This is a genomic window from Phenylobacterium sp. (assembly GCF_004799515.1).
In the GTDB taxonomy this organism is placed as follows: domain Bacteria; phylum Pseudomonadota; class Alphaproteobacteria; order Caulobacterales; family Caulobacteraceae; genus Phenylobacterium.
The window spans coordinates 43564-57735 of record NZ_SSMX01000036.1; the positions used below are offsets into that span (position 1 = coordinate 43564).

At 68.7% G+C, this 14172-nt stretch carries 14 protein-coding genes and 1 tRNA gene; 10 read left to right on the forward strand and 5 right to left on the reverse strand.

Going from position 1 to position 14172, the window contains the following annotated elements; genetic code table 11:
* Positions 1 to 84 precede the first annotated feature (84 nt).
* The 3 genes from eutC to E8A49_RS15540 are packed head-to-tail and all read right to left on the reverse strand — an operon-like array spanning position 85 to position 3479.
* A complete protein-coding gene (gene eutC, locus E8A49_RS15530) occupies positions 85 to 834 on the reverse strand; it encodes an ethanolamine ammonia-lyase subunit EutC (protein ID WP_293383246.1) in 750 nt (249 codons plus the stop codon).
* A complete protein-coding gene (locus E8A49_RS15535) occupies positions 827 to 2221 on the reverse strand; it encodes an ethanolamine ammonia-lyase subunit EutB (protein ID WP_293383249.1) in 1395 nt (464 codons plus the stop codon). The genes eutC and E8A49_RS15535 overlap by 8 nt, the downstream gene beginning before the upstream one ends.
* A gap of 4 nt (positions 2222 to 2225) precedes the next feature.
* Positions 2226 to 3479 (reverse strand): glutamate carboxypeptidase, encoded by a 1254-nt coding sequence (locus E8A49_RS15540; protein WP_293383252.1) that lies wholly within the window; start codon positions 3477 to 3479, stop codon positions 2226 to 2228.
* A gap of 176 nt (positions 3480 to 3655) precedes the next feature.
* On the opposite strand from E8A49_RS15540, the gene E8A49_RS15545 reads away from it, so the two are divergent.
* Entirely contained in the window at positions 3656 to 4270 is a 615-nt protein-coding gene (locus E8A49_RS15545; RefSeq protein WP_293383255.1) for an ATP-dependent Clp protease proteolytic subunit, read from the forward strand.
* 3 nt (positions 4271 to 4273) lie between these two features.
* Here the strand turns inward: E8A49_RS15545 and E8A49_RS15550 are convergent, their stop codons facing one another.
* On the reverse strand, positions 4274 to 4522 hold the full coding sequence (locus E8A49_RS15550) for a hypothetical protein (RefSeq protein ID WP_293383258.1): 249 nt from the start codon (positions 4520 to 4522) through the stop codon (positions 4274 to 4276).
* Between the two features lie 13 nt (positions 4523 to 4535).
* Positions 4536 to 5192 carry an HAD-IB family hydrolase gene (locus tag E8A49_RS15555; RefSeq protein WP_293383261.1) on the reverse strand — a complete coding sequence of 219 codons (657 nt, stop codon included), beginning with the start codon at positions 5190 to 5192 and terminating at the stop codon, positions 4536 to 4538.
* A gap of 222 nt (positions 5193 to 5414) precedes the next feature.
* On the opposite strand from E8A49_RS15555, the gene clpX reads away from it, so the two are divergent.
* The 9 genes from clpX to E8A49_RS15600 all read left to right on the forward strand — a co-directional run bounded on the left by clpX (position 5415) and on the right by E8A49_RS15600 (position 14142).
* Positions 5415 to 6677, forward strand: a complete 1263-nt coding sequence (gene clpX, locus E8A49_RS15560; RefSeq protein ID WP_293383264.1) for an ATP-dependent Clp protease ATP-binding subunit ClpX — start codon at positions 5415 to 5417, stop codon at positions 6675 to 6677.
* A 69-nt stretch (positions 6678 to 6746) separates the two neighbouring features.
* Positions 6747 to 7127, forward strand: coding sequence for a VOC family protein (locus E8A49_RS15565; RefSeq protein WP_293383267.1), 381 nt, complete (start codon positions 6747 to 6749; stop codon positions 7125 to 7127).
* Positions 7124 to 8509 (forward strand): DHA2 family efflux MFS transporter permease subunit, encoded by a 1386-nt coding sequence (locus E8A49_RS15570; RefSeq protein ID WP_293383270.1) that lies wholly within the window; start codon positions 7124 to 7126, stop codon positions 8507 to 8509. Before E8A49_RS15565 ends, E8A49_RS15570 begins: the two co-directional genes overlap by 4 nt.
* A 61-nt stretch (positions 8510 to 8570) precedes the next feature.
* Complete coding sequence (locus tag E8A49_RS15575) at positions 8571 to 9296, forward strand: SDR family oxidoreductase (RefSeq protein ID WP_293383273.1); 726 nt, start codon at positions 8571 to 8573, stop codon at positions 9294 to 9296.
* Positions 9297 to 9884, forward strand: coding sequence for a 2-hydroxychromene-2-carboxylate isomerase (locus tag E8A49_RS15580; RefSeq protein ID WP_293383276.1), 588 nt, complete (start codon positions 9297 to 9299; stop codon positions 9882 to 9884). It abuts the gene before it with no gap.
* 316 nt (positions 9885 to 10200) lie between these two features.
* The gene (gene lon / locus E8A49_RS15585) at positions 10201 to 12597 is read left to right on the forward strand and encodes an endopeptidase La (RefSeq protein WP_293383279.1); all 2397 of its coding nucleotides are present in this window, start codon (positions 10201 to 10203) and stop codon (positions 12595 to 12597) included.
* A gap of 153 nt (positions 12598 to 12750) precedes the next feature.
* Positions 12751 to 13026 (forward strand): HU family DNA-binding protein, encoded by a 276-nt coding sequence (locus tag E8A49_RS15590; RefSeq protein ID WP_293383282.1) that lies wholly within the window; start codon positions 12751 to 12753, stop codon positions 13024 to 13026.
* 123 nt (positions 13027 to 13149) lie between these two features.
* A tRNA-Val gene (locus E8A49_RS15595) sits at positions 13150 to 13226 on the forward strand.
* Between the two features lie 22 nt (positions 13227 to 13248).
* Positions 13249 to 14142, forward strand: coding sequence for an alpha/beta hydrolase (locus E8A49_RS15600; protein WP_293383285.1), 894 nt, complete (start codon positions 13249 to 13251; stop codon positions 14140 to 14142).
* Positions 14143 to 14172: the final 30 nt, after the last annotated feature.

Sequence of the window (14172 nt, forward strand, 5' to 3'; positions counted from 1 at the left end):
CTCTCCCAAAAGTCTACAATGGGTCGTAAGCCGACATCGGCGTTGCGCCGACGAATGACCTCGTCAGGTTTATGAGCAAGAACCCTAGCTTAGCCGAGGCCCCGTCTCCTCGCCGGCGACCTGACGGTCCTTGAGGTCGACGCCGGTGAAGCCCAGCCGCCGGGCTTCACCCAACAGCCAGGCGATGGTCTCGGCCGCCTCGCCGGGCGCCAGCCCGCCGGGGCTGCGGATGTTCGAGACGCAGTTGCGTTCGCTGTCCAACCGCCCTGGTCGCGGATCGAAGGTGATGTAGGCGCCCAAGCTGTCGGCGGCGCTCAGGCCCGGACGCTCGCCGATCAGCACCACGACCAGCCGCGCGCCCAGCGCTTCGCCGATGGGGTCGCCGATCGCCACGCGGCCCTGCCGGGCGATGACCACGGGCGCGATCCTCCAGCCCATCAGGCGCGATTGGAGCACGGCGATCACCGGCGCCGCATGGGCCTGGACGGCGGTGGCCGAAAGCCCGTCAGCGGCGACGATGGCCAGGTCCCAGTCGCCGTGCGGCAGGCCGGGCGTGGCGTCATCCAGCCGCCGGCCGAGCCCCGGATCGGCGAGGTAGGCCGCGCGGTCCGCGGCGGCGGAGGCGACCCGCAGCACCGGCCCCTCGATCCGCGCGGCCAGGGCCTCGACATCCAGGGCGGCATGGACGGCGTCGCGGGCGCGGGCGTGGGCGAGCTGAAAGGCCAGCATGGGCGCGGTCGGCAGGCCCTGGCCGGCGCGGCCCAGGCCGACGCGGGCCGGCGTCGCCGCGCGCAAGGGGGCGAACGGGTCGCGTGGGACCGGCGCATCAGCCATCGCCGAGGTGCTCCAGCAGCCGCCCTTGGGCCAGCCGGGCCTGCGGCGTCTCGGCGATGCGGCCGGCCGCATCCAGCAACCCCATCCGTTCGAGCCAGGCCTCGAACTCCGGCGCGGAGCGCAGGCCCAGCACCTCGCGCACATAGAGGGCGTCGTGGAAGCTGGTGCTCTGGTAGTTCAGCATCACGTCGTCGGCGCCAGGCACCCCCATGACGAAGTTGACGCCGGCGACGCCCAGCAGGGTCAGGAGATCGTCCATGTCGTCCTGATCGGCGGCGGCATGGTTGGTGTAGCAGACGTCCACGCCCATCGGCAGACCGAGCAGCTTGCCGCAGAAGTGGTCCTCCAGCCCGGCGCGGGCGATCTGCTTGCCGTCGAACAGGTACTCCGGCCCGATGAAGCCCACGACGGTGTTGACCAGCAGCGGGCGGAACGGGCGGGCCACCGCGTAGGCGCGGGCCTCCAGGGTCTGCTGGTCGACGCCATGGTGCGCCCCAGCGGAGAACGCCGAGCCCTGGCCGGTCTCGAAGTACATGACGTTGTCGCCCAGCGGGTTGCGGCCGAGCGCCAGGGTTGCGTCGTGCGCCTCGCGCAGCAGGGCCAGGTCGACGCCGAAGCCCCGGTTGGCGGCCTCCGTGCCGGCGATCGACTGGAAGGTCAGGTCGACCGGCGCGCCCAGCGCGATCAGCTCCAGCGTGTTGGTGACGTGGGTCAGGACGCAGCTCTGGGTCGGGATCTCCAGCCGCTGGCGCAGGTCGTCGATCAGCTCCAGGAGGGTGCGGGCGGTTTCGATATTGTCGGTGGCGGGGTTGATCCCGATCACCGCGTCGCCACAGCCCATCAGGAGGCCGTCCAGGATCGAGGCGGCGACGCCGCGCGGGTCGTCGGTGGCGTGGTTCGGCTGCAGGCGCACGGCCAGGCGGCCGGGCAAGCCGAGGGTGGCGCGGAAGGCGCTCACGACCCTGATCTTGCGCGCCACGGCGATCAGGTCCTGGTTGCGCATCAGCTTGCTGACCGCCGCGGCCATCTCCGGGGTGACGCCGGGGGCGAGGGCGGCCAGCCGCTCGCCGGTCGTGTCGTTGGAAAGCAGCCAGTCGCGAAAGCCGCCGACGGTCAGGTGGGCGATGGGCGCGAAGGCCTGCGCATCGTGGCTGTCGACGATCAGCCGCGTGACCTCGTCGGCCTCGTAGGGAACGACCAGGTCTTCGAGCAGGGCCTTCAGCGGCAGGTCCGCCAGGGCGTAGCGCGCCGCCACCCGCTGCTCGGCGCTCGCGGCGGCCAGGCCTGCGAGCTGGTCGCCGGAGCGGAACGGCGCCGCCGCCGCCAGCAGGGCCTTCAGGTCCGCGAAGCTGTGGCGCGTTCCGCCGAGGTCGCAGACGTAGGCCATGGGCTCATTTCAAGCGCGGCGGCGGCTGATGGCCGAGGTCCTGGATCAGCTTGGTCAGCAGATAGAGCCGCGGCGCCACGGAATCGAGCAGCAGGTACTCGCTGGCCGAGTGGAAGCCGCCCGCCGCCGGGCCCAGGCCGTCGAGGGCCGGGATGCCGGACTCGTAGGCCAGCGCGCTCTCCGAGGCGCCGCCGTTGCCGCCGCGGGTGATGGTCTTGCCGATCCCGGCGTAGATCGCCTCGGCCTTGGCGGCCAGCGCCTGGGTGCCGGGATTCTCCGCGAGCGGCGGGAAGGACGGCTCGCGGCTGACCGTGACCTTGGTGTCGGGGATCAGCGTGGTCGCCGCGTTCTTCTGCAGGGTCGCGAAGACGTTCTCGAGGTCGGCTTTGTCGCGCACCCTCACGTTCAGGGTGGCCGAGGCGACGTCGGGGATGATGTTGGCGCGCGTGCCGGCCTGCATCAGGGTCAGGTTGACGGTCAGGCCGTCGCCGGTCTTCGGGAACACCTCGTCGGCCTTGAGCTGGTGGATCAGCTCCTCGGCGGCGTTGCGGCCTTCCTGCGGCGCGATGCCGGCGTGGGCGGCGCGGCCGGCGACGCTGATCTGGAAGCTGGCCGAACCCTTGCGCCAGACGGTCATCACGTCGGGCGTGTCGCCGGGCTCCATGTTCAGCTCGACGTCGGCGTCCTTGACCAGCTTGTCGATCAGCTGGCGCGTCCCGGGCGAGCCCCGCTCCTCCGACGTCTCGATCAGGAAGACGATCTGCTTGAAGTCCTTGAAGCCCTGATCGTGCAGGATCGTGAGCGCCGTGACGCCTTCCACGACGCCGCCCTTTTCGTCGGAGACGCCGGGGCCGTAGGCCTTATCGGCGTCCATGCGGAAGGGACGCTTGGCTGCCGTGCCCGGCTCGAAGACGGTGTCGATGTGGCCGATCAGGAGGACGCGGCCCTTGCCGGTCCCGGTCAGGGTGGCGACGGTGTTCTCCGGCAGGCCGTCAGCCTCGGCCTTCACGCTCTCGATGGAGAAGCCCAGCGCCTTCAGCCGCTCGGAGAGGATGGCGGCGATCTTGCGCCCGCCGGCCACATCGCCGGTGCCGGAATCGATGTCGACCACCTGCTCCAACAGCTTCAGCTCACCCGGCTTGGCGGCCTCGACGGCGGCCCAGACCTTGGCGTCCTTGGGCGCGGCGGCCGGCGCCGCGAAGGCGGGCAGGGCCAGGAGGCCGGCGGCGCCGGCGAGCATGATGGTCTTCAAACGCATGAGGTCCCCCGCAACTGAACGGCCGTCACCATGGCGGGCTCAGCGCACGGATCAAGGGGCCAATGTGTCCGCGCGCTCACGCCGCCTTGCGCCCCAGGGCGCGGCACGCGATATCCTAGGGGTTGAGCGGGCCATCGGCAGGCCTGCCCTTGAGCTTCCAAGAAGGACTTCCCCCTATGCGTGACCCTGTCACCACCGCGCTGGGCCTCGTGCCGATGGTCGTCGAACAGACGAGCCGTGGCGAGCGCGCCTACGACATCTTCTCCCGCCTCCTGAAGGACCGGATCGTCTTCCTGGCCGGCCCGGTCGAGGACGGCATGGCGGCGCTGATCTGCGCCCAGCTGCTCCACCTGGAGGCCGAGAACCCGAAGAAAGAGATCCAGATGTACATCAACTCGCCGGGCGGCGTGGTGACCTCCGGCCTCGCGATCTACGACACCATGCAGTACATCAAGAGCCCGGTGATCACCCTGTGCCTGGGCATGGCGGCCTCCATGGGCTCGTTCCTGCTGATGGCCGGCGAGCCCGGCCAGCGGATCGCCCTGCCGAACTCGCGGATCATGGTGCACCAGCCCTCGGGCGGCTTCTCCGGCAAGGCCAGCGACATCGAACGCCATGCCGAGGACATCATCAAGACCAAGCGGCGCCTGAACGAACTCTACGCCAAGCACACCGGCAAGAGCGTCGAGGAGGTCGAGGAGACGCTCGACCGCGACTACTTCATGAGCGCCGAGGAAGCCAAAGACTGGGGCATCGTCGACCACGTCTGGGAAAAGCGCGAGAGCGAGTAGGCCTCAAGGCTCCAGCCGGGCGCGGGCGGCGGCCATCAGCGCCGCCTGTCCCGATGGCTCGGTGACGTCCAGGCGCTCGTCCGGATCGCTGATATCGGCGAACATTCCCCTGGGGTCTTCGTGGAAATGCAGGAAGGCGCGGGACTTGCGGTAGAAGACCCCGCGCTTCTTCTCCACGAGGCCGGGCAGGGTGCGGAGCTGGACCAAGAGGTCCTCGATCCGGTCCAGGTCCTGGTCGCGGGCGTGCCTCACGTGACGTTGGCCCTCATGGCGTGCCCTGGAACACCCGGTAGCCCTGGATCCCGGCGATGGCGAGCATCTCCTTGTCGCCGGCCGTGTCGCCGTAGGCGGCGCGGATCTCCACGTCGCCGAAGGCCGCCCTCAGGCGGATGACCTTTTCGGGGCCGCGGCAGTTGGGTGTGGCGAAGCCGCCGGTGACCCGGTCCTGCGCGTCGAAGGCCAGTTCGGTGCCCAGGAGGGCGTCGGCGCCCAGCCCTCGGGCGAAGGGCCCCACGACGAGGTCCGGCGAGGCGGTGACGATGACCAGCCGCACAGGCTGGGTGCGCCAGCGCTTCCAGGCGGCCACGGCGTCCGGCCGGAACAGGCTGCGGGAGACCTGGCCGGCGAAGGCGCGGGCGTCGGCCTCCAGCACGGCGCGCGGCACGCCGCGCAGGAACTCCCGCGTCGCCGCGGCCTTGATCCGCCCGCGGTCGCGGTGGACCAGGTAGGCGAGGGCGGCCGGGATCAGCCGGATCATCCCCGCGGCATAGCGCCTCTGTCCGGCGCGCCATTTCAGGAAGGCGGTGAAGCTGTCCTTGACCGTCAGTGTGCCGTCGAAATCGAAGGCCACGATCGGGCGGAGCGCGATGGGTTCTTCGCCGAGGGCGGAGCCGGCCTCTGTGAGGGGCTGGTCTTGTCCCATTTCGGCCTGTTTCCCATCTAAGATGTTATCGTGCCCGAGAGTCGGGCGATGCGCCGCCGATTGTCGCGATACCGCGCCAAGGCTTGTGATCCGGGGCGGGATCGAGGAATGTCAAGACTTAGACAACCCGCGGCGCGTAGTTTGCATTTGATTGTGCGGCGATGTCCGCGGGGCGATCTGGGCTAAGGCGCCGTCGGATCGCCTAGAGAGTGAGAACCGACCATGACAAAGGCCGCAAGCGGGGACTCCAAGAGCACACTGTATTGCTCTTTCTGCGGCAAGAGCCAGCATGAGGTCCGCAAGCTTATCGCGGGCCCGACCGTGTTCATCTGTGATGAATGCGTCGAGCTGTGCATGGATATCATCCGCGAAGAACACAAGATCTCCTTCGTTAAGTCGAAGGACGGCGTCCCGACTCCGAAGGAAATCCGCGAAGTCCTCGACGATTACGTGATCGGGCAGGACCACGCCAAGAAGGTGCTGTCGGTTGCGGTGCACAACCACTACAAGCGCCTGAACCACGCGACGAAGAATAACGACGTCGAGCTGGGCAAGGCCAACATCCTGCTGATCGGCCCGACGGGCACCGGCAAGACGCTGCTGGCGCAGACTCTGGCTCGAATCATCGACGTGCCGTTCACCGTCGCCGACGCCACGACGCTCACCGAAGCCGGTTATGTCGGCGAGGACGTCGAAAATATCATCCTGAAGCTGCTGCAGTCCGCCGACTACAACGTCGAGCGCGCGCAGCGCGGCATCGTCTACATCGACGAGGTCGACAAGATCAGCCGCAAGTCCGACAACCCGTCCATCACCCGCGACGTGTCGGGCGAGGGCGTGCAGCAGGCGTTGCTGAAGATCATGGAAGGCACCGTCGCCTCCGTGCCGCCGCAGGGCGGGCGCAAGCATCCGCAGCAGGAGTTCCTGCAGGTCGACACCACCAACATCCTGTTCATCTGCGGCGGCGCTTTCGCGGGCCTGGAGAAGATCATCTCCGCACGCGGCCAGGGCACCTCCATCGGCTTCGGCGCCAAGGTCTCCGACCCGGACGAGCGCCGCACGGGCGAGATCTTCCGTCAGGTGGAACCCGACGATCTGCTGCGCTTCGGCCTGATCCCGGAGTTCGTCGGCCGCCTGCCGGTGATCGCCACCCTGGACGACCTGGACGAGAAGGCCCTGGTGAAGATCCTCACCGAGCCGAAGAACGCCTTCGTCAAGCAGTACGTGCGCCTGTTCGACATGGAGAACGTCGGCCTCACCTTCACCGACGACGCCCTGAACGCCGTGGCCCGCAAGGCCATCGCGCGCAAGACCGGCGCGCGGGGCCTGCGCTCGATCCTGGAGGCCATCCTGCTCGACACCATGTACGAGCTGCCCACCTACGACGGGGTCGAAGAGGTGGTGGTCAACGCCGAGGTCGTGGAAGGCCGCGCCCAGCCGCTGATCATCTACGCCGAACGCCGCGACAAGGGCGGCGCGGCCTAGCCACTACGCCGGACAGACAACGAAGGCCCCGCTGGTGACGGCGGGGCTTTTTCGTGCGCGAAATCGGCCATGGCGATCCTCGACCTCGACCACATCAACATCCGCACGATGGAGCTTGCGCGGACGCGGGCCTTCTTCACCGAGGTCCTGGGCTTGACCGTCGGCTGGCGGCCGGACTTTTCCTTCGGCGGGGCCTGGCTCTACGCCGGCGACAAGGACGTGGTTCACCTCGTGGAGGTGAGCCGGGCGGGCGTGGCGTCGCGCGGATCGGCCCTCGACCACTTCGCCTTCGCCATCGATGACTATGACGAGGCCAAGCGCCGCCTGGACGCCGCCGGCCTGAGCTACGAGGCCGGCGAGGCGCCGAACGGCGGCATCCGGCAACTGTTCGTCACCGAGTTGAACGGCGTGACCATCGAGCTGAACTGCCGCGAACCGGCCCGGCCGTGAGCGGCGAGGGCCGCCCGTCGCGCGCGGCCTGGGTGCTGGCGGGCACGGTGCTGGGCTCGGCCATGGCCTTCATCGACAGCTCTGCGGTCAACCTGACCCTGCCGGTGATCCAGCAGCAGCTGGGCGGCGGGGTCGAAGCGGCCCAGTGGATCATGAACGCCTACGCGCTGTTCCTCAGCGCCCTGGTGCTGGCCGGTGGGGCGGCGGCCGACCGCTACGGCCGCAAGCGGGTGTTCGTGGTGGGCGTGGGGGTGTTCACCTTCGCCTCGGCGGCGTGCGGCCTGGCGCCCAGTCTGCCGGCGCTGATCGCCGCGCGGGCCTTGCAGGGCGCCGGCGCGGCCCTGCTGACGCCGGCCAGCCTGGCCCTGTTGGGCGCGGCCTATGACGCCAAGGGCCGTGGCCAGGCGGTCGGGGTCTGGGCCGGGGCCAGCGGCCTGACCAGCGCCGTGGGCCCGGTGCTGGGCGGCTGGTTGACCCAGGCGATCAGCTGGCGGGCGGTGTTCTTCATCAACGTGCCGGTGGCCGCCGTCGCGGTCTGGCTGGTGCTGGCCAACGCCAAGGAGAGCAAGGGCGCGCGATCCGGGCCGGTGGACGTCGCCGGCGCGGCGGCGGTGACCGCGGGCCTGGCGGCGATCACCTGGGCTTTGACCGTGGCGCCGAAGCAGGGACCGGACGTCTGGGTCCTGGCCGCCGGCGGGCTGGGCGTGGCGGCGCTCGCGGCCTTCCTGGTCATCGAGCGGCGGGCGGAGAATCCGATGATGCCGCTGAAGCTCTTCAAGTCCGCGACCTTCTCGGGCGTCAACGCCCTGACGCTGGCGCTCTACGCGGCCTTGGGCGGCGCGCTCTTCCTGCTGCCGTTCGAGCTGATCCGTGCTCACGGTTATCCGCCGTCCATGGCCGGCGCGGCCCTGCTGCCGCTCTCGATCGGACTGGGAGTGCTGTCGCCGCTCGCCGGGCGGCTCGCTTCGAGGATCGGGGCGCGGCGGATGCTGATCGTCGGGCCGCTGCTGGTGGGCGCGGGCTTCCTGACGCTGGCCCTGAGCAGCGCGATCCGCAGCTATTGGACGGGCGTCTTCCCGGGCCTCGCCGTGCTGGCGCTGGGCATGGGGATATCCGTGGCCCCACTCACCGACGCCGTCCTGACTGCGGTGCCGGACGAGTACGAGGGCGCCGCCGCCGGCATCAACAACGCCGTGGCCCGGGTCGCGGGCCTGCTGGCGGTGGCCCTGGTGGGGTTCGTGGTGGGCGGCGCCGACGCGGCCTCGGTCTCGGCGGGCTACCGCGAGGCGATGATCGCCGCGGCGGTCGCCTGCGCCTTGGCGGCGGGAATCGCGGCGCTGACGGTGCGCGGGTCCCCAAATCGGGTTGCGAAGCCCGCCTAGGTTGCCCGCGAGGGCGCCCAGGTTGCTTGCCAGGGTATGACCATCGTCATCTAATGCGCCCATGGCGGAACGGGCAGTCATCGTCATCGGCGCGGGAGACGCCCTGGGCGGGGCCATCGCCCGGCGGTTCGCCCGCGAGGGCTTGGCCGCCGTCATCGTCCGCCGCCATGCCGACCAGCTGGAGACCCTGACGGAGGCCATCCGCGCGGCCGGCGGCGAGGCGCACCCCTTCGGCGTCGATGCCCGCCAGGAAGACCAGATGGTGGCCCTGTTCGAGAAGGTCGAGGCGGAGATCGCGCCGGTCGAGGTCTGCGTCTTCAACATCGGAGCCAACGTCCGCTTCCCGATCGCCGAGACCACGGCGCGGGTGTTCACCAAGGTCTGGGAGATGGCCTGCTTCTCCGGCTTCCTGGCCGGACGCGAGGCCGCCAAACGGATGACGCCGCGCGGACGGGGCACCATCCTCTTCACCGGCGCCACCGCCAGCGTACGCGGCCGCGAGGGCTTCGCCGCCTTTGCCGCGGCCAAGCACGGCCTGCGGGCCGTGGCCCAGAGCATGGCGCGCGAACTAGGGCCGCGGGGCGTGCACGTGGCCCACACCATCATTGACGGGGCCATCGACACCGCCTGGATCGCCGAAAACTTCCCCGACCGCTACGCGCTGAAGGCCGAGGATGGCATCCTCAATCCCGACCACATCGCCGAGGCCTACTGGACGTTGCACGTCCAGCCCCGCGACGCCTGGACCCACGAACTCGATCTCAGACCCTGGATGGAGGCCTGGTGAATGGCCAAGACCGTGGAGTTCCTGTTCGATTTCGGCAGCCCGGCCAGCTACCTGGCCTACAAGCGGCTGCCGGAGCTCAGGTCCCGCACCGGGGCGCGCATCGACTATGTCCCCATGCTGCTGGGCGGGGTGTTCAAGGCCACCGGCAACGCCTCGCCCGCCGCGATCCCCGCCAAGGGCCGCTGGATGAACGCCGACCTGCGCCGCTGGGCCGACCGGCATGGCACCGAGTTCCACCAGAACCCCTTCTTCCCGATCAACACCCTGCACCTGATGCGCGGCGCCGCGGGCCTGGCGGAGGACACCCGCTTCCTCAGCTATTGCGACGCGGTGTTCGACGCCATGTGGTGCGAGCCGAAGAACCTAGGCGATCCGGCCGAGCTCGCCCCTGTGCTGCGCCGTGCGGGGCTGGACGCCCAGGACTTCAAGACCCTGGTCGAACGCGAAGATGTGAAGGCGCGGCTGAAGGCGGTCACGGAGCAGGCGGTCGAGCGCGGCGTCTTCGGCGCCCCGACCTTCTTCGTGGGCGAGGAGATGTTCTTCGGCCAGGACCGGATGGACTTCGTGGAGGCGGCTCTAGCGGCCTGACGCGAGCTGCCCGTCGGGGCCGCATCTTGTTCCGCTTTCACCGCAAACCTACATCTCATGGCAAGGGTCGGGGCATAGTTTTGCGCAAACCGACGCGACTTCACCGCTCAGCTGAGGTGCGGATCGCGCTGGGACCCAGTGTCGCGCAAAGGCATTGCTCCGCTTGAACCGTGGGCCAAACGGTCCACATAAATCACCGAAAGCCGTCGCCTACGGGGACGGACGGATCGTCCGACTCAAACGCATCGTCTGAGTGACCGCGATCCTATAGACCGGGCTGCGACGTCAACGCGGCCGGTCAGGAGTTTGAGGCATCATGTCCGAGATCAAGATCCTACCGATCCTGCCATTGCGGGACATCGTCGTTTTCCCCCACCAGCCGGTGCCGCTGTTCGTCGGCCGCGAGAAGTCCGTTCGGGCGTTGGAAGAGGCGATGAAGAACGAAGGCAAGCAGATCCTGCTGGCCACCCAGAAGGACAAGGACGACGACGATCCGGCGCCCGACGGCATCTATGACGTCGGCGTGGTCGCCACCGTCCTGCAACTGCTCAAGCTGCCCGACGGCACCGTCAAGGTGCTGGTCGAGGGCAAGGCGCGCGCCGGCGTCTCGCGCTTCACCGCCGAGAGCGAGTTCTATGAAGCCGAGATCGCCTATGTGGCGGAAGACGGCGCCGGCTCGGCCGAGGCCGAGGCGCTCAGCCGCGCGGTCGTCGAGCAGTTCGAAAATTATGTGAAGCTGAACAAGAAGGTGCCGCCCGAGGCGCTGGCCGCCATCCCGCAGATCGACAACCCCGGGGAACTGGCCGACCGCATCGCGTCCCACCTGTCGGTGAAGATCGCCGAGAAGCAGCAGCTTCTGGAAATCTTCAACGTCGTCAAGCGCCTGGAGAAGGTCTACGCCCTGATGGAGGGCGAAATCTCGGTCATGCAGACCGAGAAGAAGATCCGCAACCGCGTGAAGCGGCAGATGGAGAAGACCCAGCGCGAGTACTATCTGAACGAGCAGATGAAGGCGATCCAGCGCGAGCTGGGCGAGCAGGACGATCAGCGCGACGAGCTGCTCGAGCTCGAAAAGCGCATCAAGAAGACCAAGCTCTCCAAGGAAGCCCGCGCCAAGGCCGACAGCGAGCTGAAGAAGCTGCGCAACATGAGCCCGATGTCGGCGGAATCCACCGTCGTGCGGAACTACCTCGACTGGCTGCTGTCGATCCCGTGGGGCAAGGCCAAGGTGAAGCCCATCGACCTGCAGAAGGCCGAGGACATCCTGGAAGCCGACCACTACGGCCTGGAGAAGGTCAAGGAACGGATCCTGGAGTACCTGGCGGTGCAGAGCCGCGTGGGCTCGCTGAAGGGCCCGATCCTGTGCCTCGTCGGTCCCCCCGGGGTCGGCAAGACCTCGCTCGGCCGCTCGATCGCCAAGGCCACCGGCCGCGAGTTCGTGCGCGTCTCCCTGGGCGGCGTGCGGGACGAGGCCGAGATCCGCGGCCACCGCCGGACCTACATCGGCTCCATGCCCGGCAAGATCATCCAGTCGATGAAGAAGGCCAAGTCGACCAACGCCTTCTTCCTGCTGGACGAGATCGACAAGATGGGCGCCGACTGGCGGGGCGACCCGTCCTCGGCCCTGCTCGAGGTGCTGGACCCGGCGCAGAACTCCACCTTCGCCGACCACTACCTGGAAGTCGACTACGACCTGTCGCCGGTGATGTTCGTCACCACGGCCAACAGCCTGAACATGCCTCAGCCGCTGCTGGACCGCATGGAGATCATCCGCATCCCCGGCTACACCGAGGACGAGAAGGTCGAGATCGCCAAGCGGCACATCCTGCCGAAGGTGACCAAGGACCACGGGCTGAAGCCGGAAGAGTTCATCGTGCCGGACCAGGCGGTCCGCGACCTGATCCGCTACTACACCCGCGAGAGCGGCGTGCGGTCGCTGGAGCGGGAACTGGGCAACCTGGCCCGCAAGACGGTCCGCGACCTGGCGCGTGAGAACCTGCTCACCGTGACCATCGACCAGGACCGGTTGGCCAAGTACGCCGGCATTCGGAAGTACAAGTACGGCGAAATGGACGCCGAGGATCAGGTCGGGATCATCACCGGCCTGGCCTACACCGACTTCGGCGGCGACATCCTGACCATCGAGGCCGTCAAGATGCCGGGCAAGGGCCGCATGACGGTCACCGGCAATCTGAAGGACGTGATGAAGGAGTCGATCTCGGCGGCGAACTCGTTCGTGCGCAGCCGGGCCACCAAGTTCGGCCTCGAACCGCCAAGCTTCGAGCGGACCGACGTCCACATCCACGTGCCGGACGGCGCCACGCCCAAGGACGGCCCGTCCGCCGGCGCGGCCATGGCCACGGCCATCGTCTCAGTTCTGACCGGGATCCCGATCAAGAAGGAAATCGCCATGACCGGCGAGGTCACTCTGCGGGGCCGGGTCACCGCCATCGGCGGCCTGAAGGAGAAGCTGCTCGCGGCCCTGCGCTCCGGCGTCAAGACCGTGCTGATCCCGACGGAGAACGAGAAGGACCTGGCCGACATCCCGGAAAACGTGAAGGTCGGCATGAAGATCATCCCGGTCTCGACGATGGACGAGGTGCTCAGCCACGCGCTGACCCGCCAGCCGGTGGCGATCGAGTGGTCCGAGGCTGACGCGCCGCCGGTCTCTGTTGCAGACGACGCTGATGTTGAAACAGTCCTGACACACTAGGAACCGATCACATCTTATGTCATCGGGCGGCGCGGGAGCGATTCCCGCGCCGCTGTCGTTTGACGGCTACGCTTGGACATGCCTTGATTCGGCCAGGTGGGGGCCTGGCTGGGGGGGCTTCCGCCGATAACAAGAACAGGGTGGGAGAACGACATGACCAAGGCCGAACTCGTCGCGGAGATGGCGGACAAGGCGGGCTTGAACAAGGCGCAGGCCAAGGTGGCCCTGGACGCCTTCATCTCGTCGGTGTCGACGTCGCTCAAGGCGGGCAAGGAAGTGCGTCTGGTGGGATTCGGCAGCTTCGTGCCGATCAAGCGGCCGGCGGGGACCGCGCGCAATCCGCGCACGGGGGAAACCGTGAAGCGCAAGGCCCAAGCGACCTGCCGCTTCCGCGTCGGCGATGCGCTGAAGGACGTCCTGAACAGCTGAGCGTCGCAATGCCCTGAAACGGCGGCTGTCCCACGGGCGGCCGCCTTTTTCGTGGTTCCGCGCCCCTCCTTTTCTTGGTTCCGCACGAAGGGCGGCCTGGTCTAGAAGCCGCTGAAGGTCCAAGGGCGGCTAGCTCAGCTGGTTAGAGCGCCTGGTTTACACCCAGGAGGTCGGGGGTTCGAACCCCTCGCCGCCCACCAATCTTCCGAAAGGCCCCCGATCATGCTCCGCTGGGTGATGGTTCTGGGGGTGGTGATGAGCACGACCATGGCCTTTGCCGGACCCGCGCCGATCTCCGCCTACCAGAGCCAGCCGCGCCATCGGCCGGACGCCGAGGTCCGCTATGGCCCCGCGCCGGCGCAGGTCGCCGAGCTCTACCTGCCGAAGAGCAAGCTCTCCCCGCATCCGGTGGTGGTTCTGCTGCACGGCGGCTGCTTCCTGAAGGAATACGAGGGTTTCGCCCAGGTGAGCGCCATCGCCGCCGACCTGGCCGCGCGGGGATACGCGGTCTGGAACCTGGAGTACCGCAAGCTGGGCGAGGCCGGGGCGGGCTATCCGGGCACCTTCCAGGACGTGGCGACGGGCATCGACCGCTTGCGAGCCGAGGCGCCGAAGTACGGTCTCGACCTGGGCCGCGTCATCGCCGTCGGCCATTCGGCGGGTGGGCACCTGGCGCTGTGGGCCGCCGCTCGCGGCCGGCTGCCGGCGTCGAGCCCGCTGCATACGGCCGACCCGGTGAAGATCCGCGCGGTGATCAGCCTGGCCGGGATCGGCGACCTGCAAGGGCAGGGGCGGGCCTTCGCCCTGCCATGCGGCGACGACACCATCGACCGCCTGGTCGACACGGCCCACCGCAATCAGCCCTTCGCCGACACCTCGCCGGCCGAGCTCCTGCCGACGGGCGCCAAGGTGGTGATGGTCCACGGGGTCTATGACGCGGTGATGCCACCCTACACCGGCCTCGACTACGCCGAGAAGGTCCGCCGGGCCGGCGACCACGCCGACGTGGTGACCATCCCCGACGCCGGCCACTTCGACCTGGTGATCCCCACGACGGCCGCATGGGGCGAGGTCGCCGCGGTCCTCGACCGCGAAATGAAAGCCCTGTCGCCTTGAGCGACACGACGACTTCCGCGCGCATCAGCT